General features: G+C 69.2%; 18 protein-coding genes and 1 tRNA gene. 10 read left to right on the forward strand and 9 right to left on the reverse strand.

Annotated elements, in window-relative coordinates:
* Positions 1-4 precede the first annotated feature (4 nt).
* Positions 5-76: transfer RNA gene (locus tag C5B96_RS14290), tRNA-Gln, on the reverse strand.
* Positions 77-180: 104 nt separating this feature from the next.
* On the opposite strand from C5B96_RS14290, the gene C5B96_RS14295 reads away from it, so the two are divergent.
* Positions 181-681, forward strand: a complete 501-nt coding sequence (locus tag C5B96_RS14295) for a MarR family winged helix-turn-helix transcriptional regulator (RefSeq protein WP_104246027.1) — start codon at positions 181-183, stop codon at positions 679-681.
* Between the two features lie 49 nt (positions 682-730).
* Here the strand turns inward: C5B96_RS14295 and C5B96_RS14300 are convergent, their stop codons facing one another.
* Positions 731-2578: an ABC-F family ATP-binding cassette domain-containing protein gene (locus C5B96_RS14300; RefSeq protein ID WP_104246028.1), complete on the reverse strand. Its 1848-nt coding sequence runs from the start codon at positions 2576-2578 to the stop codon at positions 731-733.
* 93 nt (positions 2579-2671) lie between these two features.
* Between C5B96_RS14300 and C5B96_RS14305 the strand changes: the two genes are divergently transcribed.
* From C5B96_RS14305 to C5B96_RS14315, 3 genes are all read left to right on the forward strand, one after another.
* Positions 2672-2923 (forward strand): DUF6458 family protein, encoded by a 252-nt coding sequence (locus C5B96_RS14305; RefSeq protein ID WP_104246029.1) that lies wholly within the window; start codon positions 2672-2674, stop codon positions 2921-2923.
* A 10-nt stretch (positions 2924-2933) separates the two neighbouring features.
* Complete coding sequence (locus C5B96_RS14310) at positions 2934-3470, forward strand: adenine phosphoribosyltransferase (RefSeq protein WP_255414740.1); 537 nt, start codon at positions 2934-2936, stop codon at positions 3468-3470.
* A gap of 274 nt (positions 3471-3744) precedes the next feature.
* Positions 3745-4491: a 2'-5' RNA ligase family protein gene (locus C5B96_RS14315; RefSeq protein WP_104246030.1), complete on the forward strand. Its 747-nt coding sequence runs from the start codon at positions 3745-3747 to the stop codon at positions 4489-4491.
* Between the two features lie 237 nt (positions 4492-4728).
* Here C5B96_RS14315 and C5B96_RS14320 read toward each other — a convergent pair whose 3' ends face one another.
* From C5B96_RS14320 to rsmI, 5 genes are all read right to left on the reverse strand, one after another.
* A complete protein-coding gene (locus tag C5B96_RS14320; protein ID WP_104246031.1) occupies positions 4729-5664 on the reverse strand; it encodes a 4-(cytidine 5'-diphospho)-2-C-methyl-D-erythritol kinase in 936 nt (311 codons plus the stop codon).
* 47 nt (positions 5665-5711) lie between these two features.
* On the reverse strand, positions 5712-6569 hold the full coding sequence (gene rsmA, locus C5B96_RS14325) for a 16S rRNA (adenine(1518)-N(6)/adenine(1519)-N(6))-dimethyltransferase RsmA (protein WP_104246032.1): 858 nt from the start codon (positions 6567-6569) through the stop codon (positions 5712-5714).
* Between the two features lie 157 nt (positions 6570-6726).
* Positions 6727-7659 carry a TatD family hydrolase gene (locus tag C5B96_RS14330; protein ID WP_104246033.1) on the reverse strand — a complete coding sequence of 311 codons (933 nt, stop codon included), beginning with the start codon at positions 7657-7659 and terminating at the stop codon, positions 6727-6729.
* The gene (gene metG / locus C5B96_RS14335) at positions 7656-9224 is read right to left on the reverse strand and encodes a methionine--tRNA ligase (RefSeq protein WP_104246034.1); all 1569 of its coding nucleotides are present in this window, start codon (positions 9222-9224) and stop codon (positions 7656-7658) included. The genes C5B96_RS14330 and metG overlap by 4 nt, the downstream gene beginning before the upstream one ends.
* A gap of 5 nt (positions 9225-9229) precedes the next feature.
* Complete coding sequence (rsmI, locus tag C5B96_RS14340; protein ID WP_104246035.1) at positions 9230-10069, reverse strand: 16S rRNA (cytidine(1402)-2'-O)-methyltransferase; 840 nt, start codon at positions 10067-10069, stop codon at positions 9230-9232.
* A 31-nt stretch (positions 10070-10100) separates the two neighbouring features.
* Here rsmI and C5B96_RS14345 point away from each other — a divergent pair, with 31 nt between their 5' ends.
* Both C5B96_RS14345 and C5B96_RS14350 read left to right on the forward strand, forming a co-directional pair.
* A complete protein-coding gene (locus C5B96_RS14345) occupies positions 10101-11738 on the forward strand; it encodes a dolichyl-phosphate-mannose--protein mannosyltransferase (RefSeq protein ID WP_233189219.1) in 1638 nt (545 codons plus the stop codon).
* Positions 11729-12784: a YeiH family protein gene (locus C5B96_RS14350; RefSeq protein ID WP_199176666.1), complete on the forward strand. Its 1056-nt coding sequence runs from the start codon at positions 11729-11731 to the stop codon at positions 12782-12784. The genes C5B96_RS14345 and C5B96_RS14350 overlap by 10 nt, the downstream gene beginning before the upstream one ends.
* Before the next feature lie 34 nt (positions 12785-12818).
* Here C5B96_RS14350 and C5B96_RS14355 read toward each other — a convergent pair whose 3' ends face one another.
* Positions 12819-14390 carry a long-chain fatty acid--CoA ligase gene (locus C5B96_RS14355; protein WP_104246036.1) on the reverse strand — a complete coding sequence of 524 codons (1572 nt, stop codon included), beginning with the start codon at positions 14388-14390 and terminating at the stop codon, positions 12819-12821.
* 93 nt (positions 14391-14483) lie between these two features.
* Between C5B96_RS14355 and C5B96_RS14360 the strand changes: the two genes are divergently transcribed.
* Genes C5B96_RS14360 through C5B96_RS14370 form a run of 3 tightly spaced genes read left to right on the forward strand, consistent with a single transcriptional unit; the run spans position 14484 to position 16808 of the window.
* Positions 14484-15779 carry an O-acetylhomoserine aminocarboxypropyltransferase/cysteine synthase family protein gene (locus C5B96_RS14360; protein WP_104246037.1) on the forward strand — a complete coding sequence of 432 codons (1296 nt, stop codon included), beginning with the start codon at positions 14484-14486 and terminating at the stop codon, positions 15777-15779.
* Positions 15776-16282 (forward strand): CoA-binding protein, encoded by a 507-nt coding sequence (locus C5B96_RS14365; protein ID WP_104246038.1) that lies wholly within the window; start codon positions 15776-15778, stop codon positions 16280-16282. The genes C5B96_RS14360 and C5B96_RS14365 overlap by 4 nt, the downstream gene beginning before the upstream one ends.
* A 55-nt stretch (positions 16283-16337) precedes the next feature.
* Positions 16338-16808: a sulfurtransferase gene (locus tag C5B96_RS14370; protein ID WP_158507196.1), complete on the forward strand. Its 471-nt coding sequence runs from the start codon at positions 16338-16340 to the stop codon at positions 16806-16808.
* A 59-nt stretch (positions 16809-16867) separates the two neighbouring features.
* Here the strand turns inward: C5B96_RS14370 and C5B96_RS14375 are convergent, their stop codons facing one another.
* Entirely contained in the window at positions 16868-18571 is a 1704-nt protein-coding gene (locus C5B96_RS14375) for a thioredoxin domain-containing protein (RefSeq protein WP_104246065.1), read from the reverse strand.
* A 102-nt stretch (positions 18572-18673) separates the two neighbouring features.
* On the opposite strand from C5B96_RS14375, the gene hrpA reads away from it, so the two are divergent.
* The gene (gene hrpA, locus C5B96_RS14380; RefSeq protein ID WP_199176667.1) at positions 18674-22546 is read left to right on the forward strand and encodes an ATP-dependent RNA helicase HrpA; all 3873 of its coding nucleotides are present in this window, start codon (positions 18674-18676) and stop codon (positions 22544-22546) included.
* Positions 22547-22605 lie beyond the last annotated feature (59 nt).

The following is a 22605-nucleotide window of genomic DNA, read 5'->3' on the forward strand; positions in this document are numbered from 1 at the left end:
AGCGCTCCGCCTCCAGGATTCGAACCTAGTCCTAACAGCTCCAAAGGCTGTCGTGCTGCCGTTACACCAAGGCGGAATGCCCGTGGCGTCTGCCGCGTGCAGTGAACAAGTCTGCCAGATCGCGCGCTCGCGCGTGACGGGCCACAGGAGATCGTGGGCGATTGCAGCGATAATGAAAGGATGCCCGATCCCGAATCCACAGACTCCGTCGACGCGATCGTCGACGCGTGGAAGCGCGAGCGGCCCGACCTCGACTTCGCGCCCCTCCAGGTGCTGTCGCGCGTCTGGCGACTCTCCCGGCACCTCGACAGGGCCCGTCGCACCTCGTTCGGCACGAGCGAGCTGGATTCGTGGGAGTTCGATGTGCTCTCCGCGCTCCGCCGGGCCGGAACGCCCTACCAGCTGAGCCCGAAGGCGCTGCTCGAAGAGACCCTGGTGTCGTCGGGAACGATGACGAACCGCATCGACCGGCTGGTGAGCCGCGGCCTGGTCGAGCGTCGCACCTCGCCGAACGACGGTCGCGGCATCCTCGTCACCATGACGGCCGACGGGCTCGCCCGGGTCGACCGGGCCATCGACGAGCTGGTGATCAGCGAGACGCAGCTGCTCTCCGGCCTGTCGAAGCCCGACCAGGAACGGCTGGCCGGGCTGCTGCGAAAGCTCTCACGCGACTTCGGCTGAAGCCCAGCCGCCCAGCTGGCCAGCCGCCCTGCCGGCCAGCCGCCCGGCGTCAGGCCAGAAGCTCGCTGAGCTCCAGCCAGCGCAGCTCGAGGTCGCTCAGCGTGTTCTGCACCGTGTCCAGCTCGGCAGAGAGAGCGCCGAGGCCCGTGTAGTCGTTCGGGTCGTGCGCGGCCATCTTCACGTGGATGTCGTTCACCTGCGCGCCGTACTTCTCGAGCCGGCGGTTGACCGAGGCGAGCTCCTTCTGCGCGTTGCGGAGGTCGGCACCCGACAGCTTCGGCTTCGCAGGAGTGCCGCCGGCACTGCCCGATCCATTCGCCGACGCACCCTGCGACTCTGTCGGGCTCGACGTCGACCCGCGCGTGCCGGTGCGCTGCTGCAGGGCGCGCACTTCGAGGTACTGGTCGACGCCCCGCGGCAGGTGGATGAAGCCCCCGTCGATCACGGCGTACTGGTTGTCGGTGACGCGTTCGAGCAGGTACCTGTCGTGCGAGACGACGAGGAGCGTACCGGGATAGGTGTCCAGCAGGTCTTCGATCGCCGCGAGCATGTCGGTGTCGAGATCGTTGGTCGGCTCATCCAGAATCAGCACGTTCGGTTCGCTCAGCAGGATGAGCAGCAGTTGCAGGCGGCGCTTCTGCCCACCCGAGAGGTCTTTGACCTGCGTCGAGAGCTGGGCGCTCGTGAAGCCGACGCGCTCGAGCAACTGGGTCGGCGTCATCTCCTTGCCGCCCGACACGTAGGAGCTGCGCTGGCGGCCGATGACATCGCTGACCCGGTCGTTCAGAATGTCGTCGAGCTCGAAGAGCTGCTGGGTCAGGGTCGCGACGCGGATCGTCTTGCCGCGCTTGACGGTTCCGCCCGTCGGCTGCAGCGAACCGGAGACGAGGCTCAGCAGCGTGGACTTGCCTGCGCCGTTGATGCCGAGCACGCCGGTGCGCTCGCCCGGGGCGATGCGCCAGGTGACGTCGTGCAGCACACGCTTCTCGCCCGCTCCCCCGACGCCGTCGTACACGACAGAGACGTTCTCGAGGTCGACCACGTCTTTGCCGAGCCGCTGCATCGCCATCGACGCGAGGCTCACCGAGTTTCGCACGGGTGGCTCGTCGGCGATCAGGGCGTTCGCGGCGTCGATGCGGAACTTCGGCTTCGCCGTGCGGGCCGGAGCGCCGCGGCGGAGCCACGCGAGCTCCTTCTTCATCAGGTTCTGGCGCTTCGCCTCCATGGTCGCCGCCATCGTGTCGCGCTCGACGCGCTGCAGGATGTAGGCGGCGTACCCGCCCTCGAACGGCTCGACCAGCCGGTCATGCACCTCCCAGGTCGCGGTGCAGATCTCGTCGAGGAACCACCGGTCGTGGGTGACGACCACCAGCCCGCCCGCGTTCGTCGACCAGCGGCGCTTCAGGTGCCCGGCGAGCCAGGCGATGCCCTCGACGTCCAGGTGGTTCGTCGGTTCGTCGAGGAAGATGATGTCGTGGTCGCCGATCAGCAGCTGGGCGAGCGCGATGCGCCGGCGCTGGCCACCCGAGAGGTCGGCGACGCTCGCATCCCACGGGATGTCGCTGGCCAGGCCTGCGATCACGTCGCGCACGATCGGGTCCCCGGCCCAGACGTGTTCCTCGATGTCGCCGACGATGGTCTGGCCGACCGTCAGGGAGTCGTCGAGGGTGTCGGACTGGTCGAGCACGGCGAGCGTGACGCCGTTGCGGCGGGTGACGCGACCGGAATCGGGCTCGAGGCGCCCGGCGAGCATCCGGAGCAGCGTGGACTTGCCGTCGCCGTTCCGGCCGACGATACCGATGCGATCGCCCTCGTTGATGCCGATGGTGACGTCGTCGAAGATGATGCGGGTGGGGAATTCGAGGTGAAGGGACTCTGCGCCCAGTAGATGTGCCATTGTGTCAAGTTGACCACAGAATCGCCGAGGTCACAGAGAGCGCCCGGCGAGGGCACCCTGTAGCGTCGGTGCTGACGCAGAAAGCAGGCCCCCATGAGTCTCGGATTCGGTATCTTCCTCATCGCCGTCGGCGCCATCCTCGCCTTCGCGCTCGACGTGACGGTCAGCTGGGTCGACATCAAGACGGTCGGTTACATCCTGATGGGCGCCGGTTTCGTGATCGTCATCATCGGAATCGCGCTGATCGCTCGCAAACGCTCGTCGACCGCGACGACCCGCAGCGCGGTCGACCCGGTCAGCGGCGAGCAGGTCACACGCAGCGAACGCCGCGACGACGTCGTCTGACCCGCGTCGCGTGACAACCACCGGTGTGGCGGAGCTCATCTCTGCCCGCATGACGACCACGCCCGACTTCCCGAAGCCGGGCATCCTGTTCCGTGACCTGACGGCGCTGATGGCCGACGGCGCGGCTCTGCGGGAGGTGACGGCGGCGCTGCTCGCCGAGATGCCCGCCGACATCGACGCAGTGGTCGGCGTGGAGGCGCGGGGCTTTCTCTTCGCAGCCGCCGCGGCGCACGCGCGGGGCATCGGGGTGTACCCGATCCGCAAGGAGGGCAAGCTGCCGGGCCCGCTGCTGAGCGAGACCTACGACCTCGAATACGGCACCGCGACCATCCAGCTGCAGCCGGACTCGCTGCCCGCCGGGTCGCGGGTCTACGTGCTCGACGATGTGCTGGCGACCGGCGGAACGATGGCCGCCGCGGTTCGCCTGCTCGAGCGGGCCGGCTACGTGGTGGCGGGGCTCGGCATCGCGATCGAGCTCGCCGACCTCGGCGGGCGGGCGGCGGTCGCGGGCTACCCCGTGCACGCGCTGCTCGCGCTCGAGGGGTGAGCGGGATGCCCGTGCCGGGTGCCTGCGGCGGCGCCGCGCGCCGCTGCGCTGGTGCGGGCGCGGGTGTGGGTGCGGTCGCGCGCTGGCGCCGCGCGGCGGGCGCACGCCGTCGGGCGGCGGCGCGCCGCTGCGCTGGCGCGGCTGCGCGTGCGGGTTGTCGCCGCGCGGTGGGCGCGCGCCGTCGGGCGGCGGCGGTCACCACCCCCGGCGCTTCGATGATCGCCACCCCCGGCGCGACGGGTGTTGCGCGCTGGCGCAGGGCGGCGGCCCGCGCATGATGAGCCTCGAGCTGCTGCTCGACGCGGCGACGGATGCCCGCATCCGGGCCGAGTGGACGGCCCTGGTCGATGCCGACCTCCCCAGCCAGGCCCGCCACACCGGCGCGAGCAACGCCCCGCACATCACCTTGCTCGCCGCGCAGTCCGTGAGCCCCACCCTCCGCCCCGCAGCCGCGGCGCGCCACGCCGCCGCCAGCGCCGCCGCCGCCCCCTCTGCTCCCGCCTCGGCCACCGCCCCGGCCGTCGCCGTCGCCGTAGCCGCCGTCCTACTGGCCGACGCCACAGCGGCGAGACCTCAGACGGCACCCGCGCCGGGTCTCGAGCAGGGGCACGGGCGGGAACTGGGGTTGCCGATCCCGGTCCACCTCAGTGGTCTCATCGTGTTCGGCGGACCGCCGCGCGGGCTCGTGCTGGCGCGGCTCGTCGCGGTGACCGCCGACCTCGCACTGCTGCACACGAGCGTGCACCGCCGGGCATCCGGAGTCGAGGGCCTCTCTGAGCAGACCTCCCCCGACCACTGGACCCCGCACGTCACCCTCGCCAGCCGCCTCACCCCCGCGCAGCTCGCCTCAGCGATCGAGGTGCTCGCCGCCCACGCGGAGGCATCTGCAGCCGTGACCCCACCCGCCGCCGCTCCCGTCGCACCGCCCGTCACACCGCCCAGCGTCGCGTTCGCGATCTCGCTGCGGCACTGGAACGGCGATACGAAGACCGTCAGCACCGTCATCCCGCCGCCCTCCTGACCCGCCGCCGGGTGTCGCCGGGACACCGCTCGCCCAATCGGCGGCGAATACGGGCCCGGTCGGGCCGAGGAGTGTGCGGGAGACCACGTCTCTGCCCCATCAGGACGGACATGACGCGAACCGGCGCGACTATCGCCTCGGATGCGCTCAGCTCCGTCCGTGTGGGAGGGGTCCGAGGGCGCGCAGCGCAGCGCAGCGCGCGGCGGGCAGCGCGGCGCGCGGCGGGCAGCGGGCGGGTCAGTCGCCGACGACGCGGGCGCCGTGCACGGGGCCGGTGGCCCGCACGACGGTGTGGCGGCCGGCCGAGAGCGCGATCTGCAGTTCGAGGGCGCCGTCGAGGTCGGCCGCCAGGAAGGCGACCGTCGGGCCCGAGCCCGACACGATGCCGGCGAGCGCGCCGTTGGCCTCGCCAACCTCCAGCACGCTGGCGAGCTGCGGCGCCAGGTGCAGGGCCGGGGCCTGCAGATCGTTGTGCAGGGACTCCGCGAGCATGTGCGGATCTCCTGCGCGGAGCGCCTGCAGCACGTCGGCGTCAACCGTCGGCTGGGTCTGGGCCGGGAAGATGTCCTGCGCGTGACGGTCGCGGTGGCGGTCGAGCTCCGTGTACACCTCGGGGGTCGCATTACCGTAGTCGGCGAGCGCCAGCACCCACTGGAACTGCCCCTTCGCGAGCGCCGGGCTCAGCCGGTCGCCGCGCCCGGTGCCGATGGCGGTGCCGCCCGTGAAGGCGAACGGAACATCCGCCCCCAGCCGCGCGGCGAGGCCGAGCAGCTCCTCACGGCCGAGTTCGGTGCCCCAGAGGGTGTCGCAGGCCAACAGGGTGGCCGCGGCATCCGCAGAGCCGCCGCCCATGCCGCCCGCGATGGGGACGTTCTTCGAGATCTCGAGGTGCACGCCGCCGCGGAAGCCGGCGCGGTGGGCGAGCATGCGCGCGGCGCGGATCGCCAGGTTCGACCCGTCGGTCGGCAGGTTCGAGGAGTCGATCGACCCGGTGAAGCTGACGGAGAAGTCGTCGGCGTCAGTCGCACGCACGTCTTCGTAGAGCGACACGGCCTGGTAGGCGGTCGCCACGTCGTGGTAGCCGTCGGGCATGACGGCCCCGACCTTCAGGAACACGTTGATCTTCCCCGGCGCCCTGACGTGAACCGCTTTGCCTCGCCAGTTCTGGGTCATGACGTTAACTTACCTGAGCCGGGCAGAACCGTTCGACGCCCGCCCCCTCACTCGACCCGCGTGGCCACCTTCGCGATCGCGAGGAAGTCGTGCACCGTCAGCGCCTCTCCGCGCGCGGTCGGATCTTGCCCCGCAGCCGTGATGACCTCTGCCGCCGTCGCCGACGACCCGAACACGCTCGAGAGCGACTGCCGCAGCATCTTGCGGCGCTGCTGGAACGCGGCATCCACCAGCTCGAAGGTCGCGAGCCGCAGTTCCTCGCTGGCGAGGCTCGTCGTCGAGCGTTCGAACGCGACCAGCACAGAGTCGACGTTGGGCACGGGCCAGAACACCTGGCGGCTCACCTGGCCTGCCGTTCGCCAGGTTCCGTACCAAGCGGCCTTCACACTGGGGCTGCCGTAGACCTTCGAGCCGGGGTCGGCGGCGATGCGGTGACCGACTTCGGCCTGCACCATCACCACACCGCTCTGGATGCTCCAGAAATGTTCGAGGAAGTGCAGCAGTACCGGCACCGAGACGTTGTAGGGCAGGTTCGCGACGAGCCGGGTGGGGGCGCCGGGCAGGCTCATGATGCGGAGCGCGTCGTCGCGCACGACGGTCAGCCGGGCATCCGGTTGCAGCATCCCGACCGTGTGCGGCAGCTGTTCGGCGAGCCGTTTGTCGATCTCGATGGCGATCACCTCGGCGCCGATCTCGACGATGCCGAGCGTCAGCGAACCGAGCCCCGGGCCGATCTCGACGACGGTCTCTCCCGGCTGCACACCGGCGATGCGCACGATGCGCCGCACCGAGTTGCCGTCGATCACGAAGTTCTGGCCGAGCTTCTTCGTCGGGGTCAGGTCGAGCAGGTCGGCGAGGTCGCGGATCTCGGCCGGCCCCAGCAGCGCTGCCTTCTCGTCGGTCATCGGACCTCCCCCGCCGCTTGGCCCGCGAGACGGACAGTTCGCGCCGAGACGGTCAGGTAGGGCCGTCGGTCTCGCCCGGAAGTGACCATCTCGCGGTAGAGGGCGCCGGCGTGGGTGGGGAGCGGGAGGCGGGCGGGGAGCGCTGTGCGGGGCGGCATCAGTCGTCCCGGCCGGGCAGGACGACGGGCTCGGCGTTCCACGAGCCGTACACCAGCTCGGTGTTCGAGGTGATCTGCGCGGCGAGCATCGACGCATCGGTGCCGAGGTGCTCGGCCATCGCGCGGAGCGTGTGCGGGATGAGGTACGGCGCGTTCGGCCGGCCGCGGTTCGGCGTCGGCGTCAGATAGGGGGCGTCGGTCTCGACGAGCAGCAGGTTGCGGGGCGCGACGGCCAGCGCGTCGCGCAGCTTGCCTGCGTTCTTGAACGTCACGGTGCCGGCGAACGACATGAACCACCCGTTCTCGGCGCAGATGCGGGCGAGTTCGACGTCACCCGAGAAGCAGTGGAACACCGTGCGCTCGGGCGCGCCGACCCGCTTCAGGGTCGCGATCACCTCGGCGTGGGCATCCCGGTCGTGGATCTGCAGGGCGAGGTCGTTCTCTTTCGCGATCTCGATGTGCGCCTCGAACGAACGGTACTGCGCCGCGATCGCCTCGTCGCCCGAGGTGCGGAAGAAGTCGAGCCCGGTCTCGCCGACCGCCACCACGCGGGGCCGGGTCGCCAGCTCTGCGATCACGGCGAGTGCGTCGTCGAGGTCGCCGGCCCGGTCGTGCACGGGGGCTTCGTTCGGGTGCAGGGCGACGGCGGCGAGCATCCGCGGCTCGCGGAGGGCCTGCTCCGCCGACCAGCGCGAGGTCTCGACGTCAGTGCCGACCTGCACGACCCCGGCGACGCCGACACTGGATGCCCGGTCGAGCTGTTCGCGGTACGAGAGCTGCTCGCCCGGCGCTCCGTCTGGGCTGGCCGAGCGCTGAGGGATGATCTCGAGGTGGGTGTGATTGTCGTACACCGGCACCACGAGAGGTTGCGGCGGCGGCGGATACGTCAGGTCGCGGCCGCGCGACGGTGCACCGCCGCCCGCGTCGCTCACGCCGCGCCTTCGATGGTCTCGACGCGCGGGAAGAGCGGCTCGAGGGCCGTCACGGTTCCGCTGCCCTGCCAGTCGAACGCGGCACGGATGGGCACTTCGCCGATCTCGCCGACGCCGCCGAGGGCGCTCCAGAGCTTCGCCGTCGCCTCGGGGATGACCGGCGAGAGCAGCACGGCGAGGGTGCCGACACCGTGCACGGCCGTCGCGAGCACCGCCTCGAGGCGCGGACGGTCGTCGGGGTTCTTCGCCAACTTCCACGGCTCCTGGGCGGTGATGTAGCCGTTCAGCTCGTCGACCAGCTGCCAGACGGCGCCGATCGCTTCGTGGATGGCGAGGCGCTCGATGGCGGCGTCTGCCTCGGCGACCACGCGGTGTTCGAGTGCGCGAAGGTTCTCGTCTGCCTCGGCGAGGGTCACGGCATCCGGAACCCGCCCGTCGAAGTAGCGGATGAGCATGGCGACGACGCGCGAGGCGAGGTTGCCGAAGCCGTTCGCGAGCTCGGCCTGGTAGCGGGCCGAGAGGTCTTCCCAACTGAAGGAGCCGTCCTGCCCGAAGTTGATGGCGCTCATGAAGTAGTAGCGGAATGCGTCAGACCCGAACGTGTCGGTGATCTGGTTCGGCGCGATGCCGGTGAGCTTCGACTTCGACATCTTCTCGCCGCCCACCAGCAGCCAGCCGTGGCCGAAGACCTGCTTCGGCACGTCGAGGCCGGCGGCCATCAGCATGGCCGGCCAGATGACGGCGTGGAAGCGCGCGATGTCTTTGCCGACGATGTGGGTCGCGGGCCACAGCTCCGCGAAGCGGGCGTCGTCGCTGCCGTAGCCGGCCGCGGTGATGTAGTTCAGCAGCGCGTCGAACCAGACGTAGACGACGTGCGTGTCGTCCCACGGGACCTTGATGCCCCAGTCGAACGACTGCCGGCTGATGGAGAGGTCGGTGAGGCCGCGCTTCACGAACGCGACGATCTCGTTGCGCACACTCTCGGGCTGGATGAACCCCGGGTTCGACTCGTACAGGTCGAGCAGCGGCTGGGTGAAGTCGCTCATGCGGAAGAAGTAGTTGCGCTCCTGCAGCAGCTCGACCGGCTTCGAGTGGATGGCGCACACCTGCACGCCCTCGTACTGGCCGGTGCCGTCGACCAGGTCGCCGGGCTGCTTGTACTCCTCGCAGCCCACACAGTAGAAGCCCTCGTAGTCGCCCGTGTAGATGTAGCCGGCGTCGAAGAGGCGCTGCAGGAAGAGCTGCACGTTGGTCTCGTGCCGCTCGTCGGTCGTGCGGATGAAGTCGTCGTTCGAGATCTCGATCGTCTTCAGCAGCGGCTGCCAGGCCGTGGCGACGAGGCGGTCGGCCCACTCCTTCGGCGTGACGCCGTTGGCCGTGGCGGTGCGGAGGATCTTCTGGCCGTGCTCGTCGGTGCCGGTGAGGAACCACGTGGGGTCGCCCGCCTGGCGGTGCCAGCGCGCGAGAACGTCGGCGGCGACCTCGGTGTAGGCGTGCCCGATGTGGGGCACGTCGTTCACATAGAAGATCGGCGTGGTGATGTAGAAAGAGGAGCCGTCGGACATGCTCCTCATCTTAAGGCGTGCCGGGCCTCCACCCGGGCGGCGAGGGCCGCCTCGTACAGGTCGCGCTTGCTGAGGCCGGTGGCATCGGCGATGGCGGCGGCCGCGTCTTTCAGCCGCGTGCCGTCGGAGACGAGCTCCTGCACCTGGGCCACACCGACCTCGAGTGTGACCTCGAGAGCCTCCGCGCCGGCGACGACCAGCACGATCTCGCCCTTCACCCCGGCCGCCGCCCACTCGACCAGCGACGCCGCGGTGCCCCGCCGCACCTCTTCATAGAGCTTCGTGAGCTCCCGGCAGACCGCGACGAGCCGGTCGTCGCCGAAGGCAGACGCGATGTTGGCGAGGGAAGCCTCGAGCCGGTTCGGCGACTCGAAGAACACCATCGTGCGGCGCTCCCGCACCAGCTCCCGCAGCACCCGCAGCCGGTCGCCCTGCTTCCGCGGCAGAAAACCCTCGAACGTGAATCGGTCGGTCGGCAGGCCCGAGACGGCGAGCGCCGAGACGACGGCCGACGGGCCCGGGATGATCGTGACATCCACTCCCCCGGCGACCGCGGCCTGCACGAGATGGAACCCCGGATCCGAGACGGTCGGCATACCGGCATCGCTCAGCACGACGAGGTCGGTCGTGCGCGCGAGCTCGACGAGTTCGAGGGCCTTCTCGCGCTCATTGTGGTCGTGCAGGGCGATGAGGCGGGGCCGGTTCTCGACGCCGAGCGCGCGCAGCAGCTTCGCCGTGACGCGGGTGTCTTCGGCAGCGACGACCTCGGCGGCCTCGAGGGTCTCGACGAGGCGCACGGAGGCATCCTTGAGGTTGCCGATGGGCGTGGCGGCCAGGATGATCATGCGCTCCAGTCTGCACCAGTACCATGGGCGGGTGAGCCAAGCCACCGACTCCGCGACCCCCGCGCCAGACCCGCTCGCCGGCGACGCTCCGCCGAAGCCCGAGCGCCCGCGCGGCAGTCGGCTCGACACGTGGTGGGCCGGTCTCGTCTCGACCCCGGCCCGGCAGCGCGCGTGGCGCTGGGGCGGCCCCCTCGCCGTCACCCTGCTGGCCGCGATCCTCCGGCTCTGGAACCTCGGCGACCCGCACAGCCTGGTCTTCGACGAGACGTTCTACGTCAAAGACGCCTGGTCGCTCCTCCACCTCGGCTACGAGGGCTCGTGGCCGGCGACGCCCGACCCGGCCTTCAACGCCGGCGACGTGAACTCGTACCTCGACGCTCCGGGGTATGTCGTGCATCCGCCCCTCGGCAAGTGGATCATCGCCCTCGGCCTCGCGGTCTTCGGCGCCGAGAACAGCTTCGGCTGGCGCGTCTCTGTGGCCGTCTGCGGCATTCTCGGCGTGCTGCTGATCTCGCTGATCGGCACGAAACTCTTCCACTCGACACTGCTCGGCACGATCGCCGGCTTCCTGTTCGCGATCGACGGCCACGCGATCGTGATGGCCCGCATCGGCATTCTCGACGGCATTCTGATGCTGTTCCTGCTGCTCGGCTTCGGTGCCTTCCTGCTCGATCGCGAGTGGCATCTGAAACGCCTGGCGGCGCGGATAGAACAGAGCGAGCGCGAGGGCCACGAGGTTCTCTGGGGCCCCGCGATCTGGTGGCGACCGTGGCTGATGGTCGCGGCCCTCACCCTCGGTCTCGCGACGGCCGTGAAATGGTCGGGCCTCTACTTCCTGGTCGCGTTCGCGCTCTACACGGTGCTGGTGGATGCCCTGGCCCGCCGACGCGCCGGCCTCCCGTTCTGGCTCAGCGCGAGCATCCTGAAGCAGGGCCTGGCCTCCCTCGTGCTGATCGTGCCGATCTACCTGGCCAGCTACCTCGTGACCTGGACGGGCTGGTTCGCCAGCTCGAACGGCTACTACCGCAACTGGGCGCAGACCGACGGTACGCCCTGGACCGGCGGCCTCGCCTGGGTGCCGCTGACCATCCAGAACTTCTGGCACTTCGAGGCTTCTGTCTACAACTTCAACGTCAACGAGCACTCGCCCCACCCCTACGCGGCGAATCCGTTCACCTGGCTGTTCATGATCCGGCCGACGCAGATGTACGTGAACACGATCAGCGACGGGTCGGGCGGCTGCGGCGAGCAGACCTGCTACGAGAACATCACCTCCGTGGGCAACGCGGCCATCTGGTGGGCCGCGACCGCTGCCATCTTCTTCCTCGTCTACCGTCTCATTCGCAAGCGCGAGTGGCAGGTCGGCATCATTCTGATGGGAATGGTCGGCGGATACCTTCCCTGGCTGCTGTTCACGAACCGCACGATCTTCCAGTTCTACACAATCGCCTTCGAGCCGTACATGATTCTCGGGTTGACGTTCGTGATCGGGCTGGCGCTCGGTCGGCGAACGGATGCCCGGCGAAAACGCGTCTCGGCGCTCTGGGTCGTGGCGGCCTACCTCGTACTCGCGATCGCGGTGTCGGTGTTCTTCTGGCCGGTGTGGACGGCGCAGCCGATCCCGGGCTGGCTGCTGACGTTGCACTACTGGTTGCCGTCGTGGCGGTAGGCGGGCGTTCCCTGCGCGGCCCGCGGTGGCTGCCGGGCCTCGTGGTCGCCGGTGCCGCCACGCTGGTCGCCTTCCTGCTGCACCTCGCGGTGCCGGCGATCCCGCTGCTGACCGCTGCGGTGGGGCTCGGGATGATCGTGGGCCAGATTCCCGCGACGCAACGACTGCTCGACAGCATCCTGAAGCCCGGTATCGCGGTGGCTGCGCGGCGCCTCCTCCGCATCGGCATCGTGCTGCTCGGGCTGAAGCTCTCGCTGGTGGACATCGCCGGGCTCGGCTGGCCGACCATCCTCGTGATCGTTCTCGTCGTCGGCATCACCTTCGCGGCGACCCTCGGACTCGGGAAGCTGCTGCGCCTGCCCGGAACCCAGCCCATTCTGATCGCCGCCGGTTTCTCGATCTGCGGCGCCTCGGCGATCGGAGCGATGGGCGCGGTGACCCGCAGCAAAGACGAAGACCAGGCCACGCCGGTCGCGCTCGTGACGCTCTGCGGAACCCTCGCGATCTTCATCCTCCCGGCGCTCCGCTTCCCGCTCGGGCTCGACGATGCCGACTTCGGGCTGTGGGTCGGGCTGAGCGTGCACGATGTGGGCCAGGTCGTCGCGACGGCGCAGATCGCCGGGCCCGCGGCGCTGGCGGTCGCCGTCGTGGTGAAGCTCACGCGGGTGCTGACGCTGGCTCCGATGGTGGCGATCGTGGGTTTCGTCGAGCGTCGGCGCGAGAGCCGGGCCGTTCAGGCCGGCACCCGCCCGGCGTCGACCGGAGCGCGGCCCGCGATCGTGCCGCTGTTCATCGTGGGCTTCCTGGCCGCGGTGCTGGTGCGCACCTTCGTGCTCGACCCGAGCGGCGCATCCATCGCCGCCCCGGTGCTGTCGGTCGCCGACACCCTGCAGACCATCCTGTTCGGCATGGCGCTGTTCGGCCTCGGCTCGAACATCCGCTTCGCCGCCCTGGCTCGCACCGGCTGGCGCGCCCTGCTCGTGGGCCTCGCCTCCTGGCTGCTGATCGCCCTCCTGTCGCTGGCGGCGGTGTCCCTCCTCCGCTGACGCCCTGCCGGTAGGCCCAGCGGGCGGCGCCGCGTCAGCCGACGACCGGCTCCTGCTCGCGGGCGGCGTAGGCGGCGACGAGCTCGCGCTTCAGCACCTTGCCGGAGGGGCCGAGCGGCAGCGACTCGACGATGTCGATGTGGCGGGGGTACTTGTACGCCGCCACATCCTCCTTCACGAAAGCGAGCAGTTCGTCGACGGTCGCCGACGCACCCGACGCCAACACGACCGAGGCCACGATCTCCTGCCCGTGCGTCTCGTGCGGAACGCCGTACACGGCGACCATCGAGACGGCGGGATGCGCCGCCAGCACCTCCTCGACCTCGCGCGGGTACACGTTGTAGCCGTTCCGGAGGATCATGTCCTTCGTTCGATCGACGATGGTGAGGTAGCCGTCGGAGTCCTTCCGGCCGAGGTCGCCGGTGCGGAACCAGCCGTCGACCATCGCCTTCGCCGTGTCGTCGGGCCGGTTGTGGTATCCGTTCATCAGGTTGTGCCCCCGGATCACCAGCTCGCCGAGCTCACCGGTCGGCAGCAGCTCGATCGTCTCGGCAACCTCCGCGTCGGCAATCTCGACGTCGACACCCCAGATCGGCGTACCGATCGTGCCCGCGCGCGGCGGCACACCGACCATGTTGAAGGTCGCCACCGGCGAGGTCTCCGTCAGCCCGTATCCCTCGTGGATCTCGGTGCCGAACAGCTCCTTGAAGCGGTTGATCACGGCGACGGGGATGGCCGCCCCGCCCGAGATGCCGTAGCGCAGCGGCGGGCGCGCTTCGGTGCGGCCCGCGGCATCCAGAAGCGCAATGTACATCGTCGGAACGCCCATGAAGATGGTGCACTGCTGGTCGTTCATGACCTTGAGGGCGGTGTCGCCGTCGAACTTCGGCACCATCACGAGCGTCGCCCCGGCGCGGAAGACCGTGTTCATCGTGCAGGTCTGGCCGAAGGTGTGGAAGAGCGGAAGCGCCCCCAGCACCCGGTCGCCCTCCTCCATGTCGAAGGTGGTCATCAGCGACACGTTGACCTGCTCGACGAGCGCGAGGTGCGACCCCTCAGCGCCCTTGGGCGTGCCGGTCGTGCCGCTGGTGTAGAGGATGGTGGCGGTGTCGAAGGGGTTCCGCTGCACGTAGGTGTCGATGGGAACGGATGCCCGGCTCTCGTCTTCGAGACGCGGCGGCAGCTCGGGGTTCGCCTCGGGCAACAGCACGCTCAGAACGGGCACACCGGCGAGCGCAGCGCCCTTCGCGCCCTCTGCGAGCAGCGGAGCCGCGCAGACGAGCAGTTCGGCGCCGCTGTCACGCAGCACGTATTCGATCTCCTTGCCCTTCAGAAGGGCGTGGATCGGCACCACGACGCCGCCGAGCGACAGCACCGCATAGTAGATGCGCGGAAAGTCGGCCACGTTCGGAATGAGCATGGCGACGGCGGTTCCCGGTCCCACTCCCCTGTCGCGAAGGGCACCGGCATACTGCCGCGTCTGCTGCCAGAGCTCGGCGTAGGTGGTCTGCGACTCACCCACCACGATGGCGACCCGATCGGGCGTTCGTTTCGCGGCCTCGACCAGAATGGAGGCGACGGACATCGTGGCAAAACCTGTACTCATGAAGCACTTCTCTCAGTCGACGTTGACGTCACACAGCTTAGTTCTGTTCGTTGCGAGTGCTCCGGCAGTTTGCTGCTCCGGTAGATTCAAGCCATGGCAGATCGCGAATACGGCTTTAGAACGCGGGCAATCCACGCCGGGAACATCCCCGACGAGGTGACGGGCGCACGTGCGCTGCCGATCTACCAGAGCTCGGCTTTCGTGTTCGACGACACGGCGGATGCCGCGGCCCGCTTCGCCCTGCAGAAGTACGGCAACGTCTACAGCCGGCTCTCGAACCCGACCGTGGCCTCCTTCGAGGAGCGCGTCGCGAGCCTTGAGGGCGGCCTCGGCGCCGTCGCCACGGCCAGCGGCCTGGCTGCCCAGTACATCACCTTCGCCTCGCTCGCCGGCGCGGGCGACCACATCGTGTCGTCGGCCAATCTCTATGGCGGTTCGGTGACGCAACTGGATGTCACGCTCCGCCGTTTCGGCGTCGAGACGACCTTCGTGCGGAGCTCCGACCCGGCCGACTACGCCGCGGCGATCACCGACAAGACCAAGCTGGTCTTCGCCGAGACGGTGGCGAACCCGTCGGGCGAGGTCGCCGACATCCAGGGCCTCGCCGACGTCGCACACGCGCACGGCCTGCCCCTCATCATCGACTCGACGATCGCGACGCCCTACCTGAACCGGCCCATGGAGTGGGGCGCCGATGTGGTCATCCACTCGGCGACCAAATTCCTCGGCGGCCACGGCACGACCCTCGGCGGCGTCGTGGTCGAGAGTGGGCTATTCGACTGGCACAGTGAGAAGTTCCCGCTGTTCGGTCAACCGGTGCCGACCTACGGTGGCCTCGAGTGGTCGGGCAACTTCGGGGAGTACGCGTTTCTGACCCGGCTGCGCGCCGAGCAGCTGCGCGACATCGGCCCGGTGCTCGCGCCGCACTCGGCGTTCCTCCTGGCGCAGGGCGTCGAGACCCTGCCCTTCCGCATGCAGGCGCACGTCGACAACGCGCGCATCGTCGCCGAGTGGCTGGATGCCGACCCCCGCATCGAGTTCGTCAACTGGGCCGGGCTGCCGGCGCACCCGCACCACGACCGTGCCCTGAAGTACCTGCCGAAGGGGCCGGGCTCGGTGTTCAGCTTCGGAGTGAAGGGCGGGCGGGATGCGGGGCGCACGTTCATCGAGTCCGTCGACCTGGCGAGCCACCTGGCGAACATCGGCGACGCGAAGACCCTGGTCATCCACCCCGCCTCGACCACCCACGCCCAGCTGAACGAGCAGCAGCTGCTCGAAGCGGGCGTGCTGCCCGGCATCGTGCGCATCAGCGTCGGAATCGAAGACCCCGACGACATCATCTACGACCTCGACCAGGCCCTGTCGAAAGCAACGGAAGGTCTCTCATGACGCTCACCTCGCCTGCGACACCGGAACGCACCTGGGTCGGTCCCGATGCCAAGGGGCGCCTGAAGATCCTCCGTGCCGCGAAGTCGATCGCGATCGTCGGCGCTTCGCCGAACCCGGCCCGCTCGAGCTACTTCGTGGGGACGTACCTGCTGCAGTCGAGCACCTACCGGGTGTACTTCGTGAACCCGAACGCGACCGAGATCCTCGGGCATCCCGCCTACCCCGACCTCGCGTCGCTGCCGGAGGTGCCCGACATCGTCGACGTCTTCCGCAAGGCGAGCGACATCCCCGCCGTGATCGACGACGTGGTCGCGAGCGGCGCGAAGACGGTCTGGGTGCAGCTCGGCATCTGGAACCAGGATGCCGCGGTGCACGGCGAGAGCAAGGGACTGACCGTCGTGATGGACCGCTGCATCAAGGTGGAGCACGCCCGCTTTCACGGGGGACTCCACCTGCTCGGCTTCGACACCGGCCAGATCACGGCGCGAAAGACGATCCGCTAGAGGCGTTCTGCAGACGTTCAGCCGGATGTCACCCGTCGCCACTAGCGTGAGCCGGGTGAACGCTTCGACTGCTTCCAGCTCCTTCCCCTCCTCTTTCTCCTCTTTCTCCTCTTTCTCCTCGTTCCTCGCCTCGCCCGCAGCGCTGCCGGCGGCCCCGTCTGCCGTGTCGACCCAGTGGCTCTGCGACCACCTCGGCTCCGACACGATGGTCGTGCTCGATGCCTCGGCCACGCGGCAGAACTTCGACCGGCTGCACATCGCGACCGCCCTCTACGCCGATCTCGCCGGCGACTTCTCCGACCCGTCGGGCGCTGAGCCGTATGCGCGCCCCTCGGCCACCCGTTTCGGCACCGCCCTCGACGGCCTCGGCATCACGACCGAGACGACGGTCGTCGTCTACGACACGGCGTCGGGCCAGGAGGCCATGCGGCTCTGGTGGCTGTTCCGCTCGTTCGGGTTCGAGCGCGTCTCGGTGCTGACCGGTGGCTTCGCGAAGTGGGCCGCCGAGGAGCGCCCGATCGGGTAGCGCTGGGGCGGCAGCTGGTTTCGCGTCAGACGGCTCTCGTGTCAGCTGGGTCTGGCGTGTCAGGCGGTGGGTGACTCCGCGCGCAGGCGCACCAGCAGCTCGAGAGCTGCCCCGAAGCCGATCGGCCGCAAGAGCGCATCGGCTGCAACCGGAACGAGCGCGCGCAGCACGGCGTGCCGGTAGCGGTCGTCGCCGGTCTCCCGATAGCGCAGGAACGCGGCACGGGCCGCCGCGCTGTTGCCCGACGGGTACGCACCCTCCGAGACATCCCCTTCGAGCAGCAGGCCGCGGGCGGCGAGCACGGGGTCGCCCCCGCCGGGAACCCCCCACGGTTCGGCGGCGTTCTCGGCCGATCCGAGCGCCAGGATGCTGTCGAGCAGGCGTGCTCCCTCACTGCTGTAGCGCTCGTCACCCGTCGCGGCTCCGAGCTGCAGCAGCGCGGTGGCGAACATGCCGTAGTCCTCGAGGGTGGCCCGGGCATCCGAGACCCGGCCCTCGAGCGATGCGCGAACAAGGGAACCGTCGCTTCGCAGATGGTTCTCGAGCAGGTAGTCGGCGCTCCGCCGGGCCGCCTCGACCAGACTCTGCTCGCCGAAGGCGGTCCCCGCGTGGGTGAGGGCTCCGATGGCCAGCCCGTTCCAGCCGGTCAGGATCTTCAGGTCGAATGCCGGCGGCACCTCGGCGCGGCGCGCCTCCGCCGTGAGCGCGTAGTACCCGCCCTCCGTGCGCTCGCCCGCGACAGTGCTCTCGGAATCCTGGGCCGACGCGAAACCGCCGGCGGGCTGCTGCATCTGCTCGACGAGGTACGACGCGATGCCCTCGGCCGTCGAGCGGGCCCATTCTGCGCCGGGGTGTCGCTCGGCCGCCGTCGTGTAGGCGTCGAGCAGCAGGGCGTTGTCGTACAGCATGCGCTCGTAGTGCGGGTCGCTCCAGTCCTGCCGCGTGGCGTAGCGGAAGAAGCCGCCTTCGACGGGGTCCCGCAGATCGGAAGCCGCCATGGCCTGCAGGGCGCGATCGGCGACAGGCGCATCCATCGCCTGCAAGAACTGCAGCACGGGTGCGACGGGGAACTTCGGCGCCGTGCCGAACCCCCCGTGCACGGTGTCTTCGTAGGCGTCGAGTTCGAACACGACCTGGGCCAGCTGGGCGGCCGTGGGCACCCCGTCGTCGAGGTCGCGGTCACGGTCGGCCGCTTCGCGCGGCGCCTCCCCCGAAGCGGCAGCGTCACCTGCTGCCGCGTCACCCTCGTCGGCGGCACCCTCGCCCGCCGCGACCAGCGCGGCCAGGAGCTGGGCGGCCGTGCTCTCGACATCGGCCCGTCGCGTCGTCCACGCCTCTTCGACCGCTCCCAGAACCTGCCGGAACGACGGGTTCCCCTGCACCGCCACCGGCGGGGAGTAGGTGCCGGCGAAGAACGCCCGGCCCTGCGGTGTGACGAACACGTTGAGCGGCCAGCCGAGGTTCTGCGTGAACGCTCCCGCGGCCGCGAGGTACACGGAGTCGACCTCGGGATGCTCCTCCCTGTCGACCTTGATCGTCACGAAGCCCCTGTTGAGCTCGGCCGCGAGCGCCGGATCGCTGAAGCTCTCCCTCGCCATGACGTGGCACCAGTGGCACGTGGAGTACCCGATGGAGACGAGCACCGGCACGTCCCGGCGCTCGGCTTCGGCGAACGCCTCCTCCCCCCAGGGGAACCAGTCCACCGGGTTGTCACTGTGCGAACGGAGGTACGGGCTGATCGCGTCGCCGAGTCGGTTGGCCATGATCCCAGCGTACGCGGCGACAGAACGAGCACCGGTGTGGCGGCCGGCCGCCGCGCTCACCCCTGCCCGAGCCGGGTTCGGCGCTTGTAGACTGGAAGGCCAATGATTCCCGAGTCGATCCACTTTCCGCCCGAGCTCCCCGTCAGCAAGCTCCGGGAGGAGATCGCGGCGACGATCGAAGCCAACCAGGTCGTCATCATCGCCGGCGAGACGGGATCGGGCAAGACGACGCAGATTCCCAAGATCTGCCTCGAGCTCGGTCGCACCAGCATCGGCCACACCCAGCCCCGGCGCATCGCTGCCCGCACGATCGCCGAGCGCATCGCCGAAGAGCTCGGCCAGGAGGTGGGCGACCTCGTCGGCTACCAGGTGCGCTTCACCGATCGGGTCGGGCCGAACACCCGCATCAAGCTGATGACCGACGGCATTCTGCTGAACGAGATCCACCGGGACCGGCTGCTCAAGAAGTACGACACGATCATCATCGACGAGGCTCACGAGCGCAGCCTCACCATCGACTTCCTGCTCGGCTACCTCAGGGAGCTGCTGCCCCAGCGCCCCGACCTCAAGGTCATCGTCACCTCCGCCACCATCGACCCCGAGAGCTTCTCGCGGCACTTCGGCGGCGCACCCATCATCGAGGTCTCCGGTCGAACGTTCCCGGTGGAGGTTCGCTACCGCCCGCTGGTCGCCGACGGTGAGACCTTTGACGACGTCGACGACGCCACCGCCGACCGCGATCCCCTCGACGCCGTCAACGACGCCCTCGACGAGCTCGCCCGCGAGGGCGACGGCGACGTGCTGGTGTTCTTCTCGGGCGAGAACGAGATCCGCGACGCCGAAGAGTCGATCCGCGGCCGGCTGAACTCCGGTCGGTCGGGCTCGCTCGGCTCCGCCACCGAGGTACTGCCGCTCTACGGGCGGCTGTCGGCGGCAGACCAGCACAAGGTGTTCCAGCGAACGAGCACCCCGGGCATCCGGCGCCGGATCGTTCTGGCGACGAACGTGGCAGAGACGAGCCTCACCGTTCCGGGGATCAAGTACGTCATCGACACCGGAACCGCCCGCATCAGCCGTTACAGCGTGCGGTCGAAGGTGCAGCGCCTTCCGATCGAGGCGATCTCGCAGGCCTCCGCGAACCAGCGTGCCGGGCGAAGCGGCCGCACCAGTGACGGCATCTGCATCCGCCTCTACTCCGAGCAGGACTACCTCGCGCGCCCGGAGTTCACCGAACCCGAGATCCTCCGCACCAACCTCGCCGCCGTCATCCTGCAGATGATCTCACTGGGCCTCGGCGACATCGCCTCCTTCCCCTTCCTCCAGGCCCCGGATTCGCGCGGCATCAAAGACGGGCTCGACCTGCTGAGCGAGCTGGGTGCGATCAACACACCCGGCTCGGCCCCGGGCAAGCCCGGCACATCGGCTGTGCCCACACTCAGCCGCGTCGGGCGCGATCTCTCCCGCATGCCCATCGAGCCACGTTTCGCCCGCATGGTCATCGAGTCGAAGAATCATGGCTCGAGCCGCGAAGTGATGGCGATCGTCGCGGGGCTGACCGTGCAGGATCCGCGTGAACGCCCGCTGGAGAAGCGCCAGCGGGCAGACGAGTTCCACGCGCGGTTCACCGACCCCACGAGCGACTTCCTCACGCTGTTGAATTTGTGGAACTACCTGGAGGAACGTCAACGGGAACTCTCGTCGAGCGCCTTCCGTCGGCTCTGCAAGGCCGAGCACCTCAACTACCTGCGTGTGCGCGAATGGCAGGATGTCTTTCGGCAGTTGCGGCAGCTCAGCAAGCCCCTGAACCTGGTGATCGGCGATCCGTCTGTCGACCCTGACGGAATCCACCGATCGATACTCTCCGGTCTCCTCTCACACATCGGTCTGAAAGACGTCGCCAAGAAGGACTATGTCGGCGCGCGACAGACCCGATTCAGCCTCTTCCCCGGGTCTGCCCTGTCGAAGAAGCAGCCGAACGCCGTCATGAGCGCCGAGCTCGTCGAGACGAGCCGGCTGTTCGCCCGCATGAACGCCTCGATCGATCCGGCGTGGGCCGAGCAGCTCGCGGGCGACCTCTGCAAGCGGAGCTACTCCGAGCCGCACTGGGAGAAGAAGCAGGGCGCCGTCGTCGCCTACGAACGGGTCACGCTCTACGGGGTGCCGATCATCCCGCGGCGCCGTGTGCAGTTCTCGCGCGTCGACCCGGCCTACGCACGCGAACTCTTCATCCGCCACGCGCTCGTCGACGGCGAGTGGGAGTCGCACCACGCCTTCGACCTCGACAACCGGCGCTTTCGCGACGAGCTCGCCGAGATCGAGGAGCGCAGTCGCCGGCGCGACCTGCTGCTCGACGACGAAGCGGTCTTCGAGTTCTACGACAAGCGGGTTCCACGCGACGTGAACACCGCACGGAGCTTCGACGGCTGGTGGAAGAAGACCCGCTACGACTCCCCCGATCTGCTCACGATGACCGTCGAATCGCTTCTGCCCGAGGGTGCGCCGGAGATCGACGAGTCGAAGTTCCCGGCGATCTGGCAGCAGGGCGACCAGCAGCTCGCCCTCGCGTATCGGTTCGAGCCGGGTTCCGACGACGACGGTGTGACCGTCACCGTTCCGCTGGCGCTGCTGCCGAGGCTCGACGCCGCCGGGTTCGAAGCGCAGGTTCCGGGTTTTCGCGAAGAACTGGTGACCGCACTGATCCGTTCGCTGCCGAAGGCCATTCGCCGCAACTTCGTACCCGCCACCGACTGGGCGGCGAAGCTCCTCACGGCGCTGCCCGACGAGGCGACGCCGGGCACCCCGGGATCGGGCACCCAGGGATCGGGCGCCCGGGGATCGGGCGCCCGGGGGTCGGCAGGCGATCTGGCCTTTCTCTCCTCCCTCGCACAGACCATGTCGCGGCTGGCGTACGTTCCCGTTGCTGTCTCTGATTTCGACCGGAGTCGCATTCCGTCTCACCTTTCTGTCACCTTCCGCGTCGTCGACGAGAAGGGTGCCACTGTCGCGTCGTCGAAGGACCTGCCTGCACTGCAGGCCCGGTTCCAGTCGGCTGCGCGCGACAGCGTCGCCCGAGCATCCCGTTCGAGCGCCCACTCGATCGAGCGGAGCGGCCTCACGACATGGGACATTACGGAACTGCCGACCTTCGTGGACACGAGACTCCAGAACAGTGTGATTCGCGCGTATCCCGCGATTGTGGAGGAGAAGACCTCCGTTGCGGTGAAACTGATGAGCACCCAGCAGGAAGCCGACAGGGTGACGCCCGCGGGCATCCGCCGACTCCTCCTCCTGAACGTCGCCTCCCCCGTCTCCTACGTTCGCGACCACCTGAGCCAGAACGAGAAGCTCATTCTGGCGACCAGCCCCTACCCGAGCATCCAGGCGCTGTTCGACGACTGCCTGAAGGCGTGCGCCGACGACGCGCTTCGCGCCCTGCACCCGGATGGCCTCGTGCGCACGAAGCCGGAGTTCGACGCCGTTCGGGACAGACTGTCGTCGGGGCTGATCGACGCGATGTACCAGACCGTCGCCACCGTCGCTGCCTCGCTCACGAAGGCGCGGGATGCGGAGCGGGCTCTGAAGGCCGTCACCAGCGTGTCCCTGCTGCCGGCGCTCTCCGACGCGCGGGCGCAGCTCGGCGCACTGCTGTTCCCCGGCTTCATCTCCTCCACAGGCATCGCTCAACTGCGGAATTATCCACGGTACTTGACAGGCCTTGAGCAGCGCATGCAAAAGTTGCCTGACGCACCGGCACGGGACCGGGCCTGGATGACGGAGGTACAGAATGCGACGGCACGATACGAGGCCTCGGGAGGGCTGCTGCCCCTGCCACCGGATGCGGCGACGGCGCTGAGCCCGTTGCTCATCCGGGCGCGGTGGATGATCGAAGAGCTGCGCATCAGCCTGTTCGCGCAGTCGCTCGGCACCGCCGAACCCGTCTCGCTGCAGCGACTGCAGAAGCTGCTGGCGAGCTGACCGGAACAGTCGGTTGCCGAAGGGTGACCGTTCGGAGACGACAGGAAGGTTTGTACCGT

Origin of the sequence: Subtercola sp. Z020, assembly GCF_002931235.1 — a bacterium.
GTDB lineage: Bacteria > Actinomycetota > Actinomycetes > Actinomycetales > Microbacteriaceae > Subtercola.

What these genes read in the sequence shown, in the direction of transcription:
- C5B96_RS14360 (WP_104246037.1), top strand. Translation starts at nt 14,484, where the DNA reads ATGGCAGATCGCGAATACGGCTTTAGAACGCGGGCAATCCACGCCGGG.
- hrpA (WP_199176667.1), top strand. Translation starts at nt 18,674, where the DNA reads ATGATTCCCGAGTCGATCCACTTTCCGCCCGAGCTCCCCGTCAGCAAG.
- rsmA (WP_104246032.1), bottom strand. Translation starts at nt 6,569, where the DNA reads ATGACCGACGAGAAGGCAGCGCTGCTGGGGCCGGCCGAGATCCGCGAC.
- C5B96_RS14300 (WP_104246028.1), bottom strand. Translation starts at nt 2,578, where the DNA reads ATGGCACATCTACTGGGCGCAGAGTCCCTTCACCTCGAATTCCCCACC.
- rsmI (WP_104246035.1), bottom strand. Translation starts at nt 10,069, where the DNA reads ATGATCATCCTGGCCGCCACGCCCATCGGCAACCTCAAGGATGCCTCC.
- C5B96_RS14365 (WP_104246038.1), top strand. Translation starts at nt 15,776, where the DNA reads ATGACGCTCACCTCGCCTGCGACACCGGAACGCACCTGGGTCGGTCCC.
- C5B96_RS14375 (WP_104246065.1), bottom strand. Translation starts at nt 18,571, where the DNA reads ATGGCCAACCGACTCGGCGACGCGATCAGCCCGTACCTCCGTTCGCAC.
- C5B96_RS14320 (WP_104246031.1), bottom strand. Translation starts at nt 5,664, where the DNA reads ATGACCCAGAACTGGCGAGGCAAAGCGGTTCACGTCAGGGCGCCGGGG.
- C5B96_RS14295 (WP_104246027.1), top strand. Translation starts at nt 181, where the DNA reads ATGCCCGATCCCGAATCCACAGACTCCGTCGACGCGATCGTCGACGCG.
- C5B96_RS14315 (WP_104246030.1), top strand. Translation starts at nt 3,745, where the DNA reads ATGATGAGCCTCGAGCTGCTGCTCGACGCGGCGACGGATGCCCGCATC.
- metG (WP_104246034.1), bottom strand. Translation starts at nt 9,224, where the DNA reads ATGTCCGACGGCTCCTCTTTCTACATCACCACGCCGATCTTCTATGTG.
- C5B96_RS14305 (WP_104246029.1), top strand. Translation starts at nt 2,672, where the DNA reads ATGAGTCTCGGATTCGGTATCTTCCTCATCGCCGTCGGCGCCATCCTC.
- C5B96_RS14355 (WP_104246036.1), bottom strand. Translation starts at nt 14,390, where the DNA reads ATGAGTACAGGTTTTGCCACGATGTCCGTCGCCTCCATTCTGGTCGAG.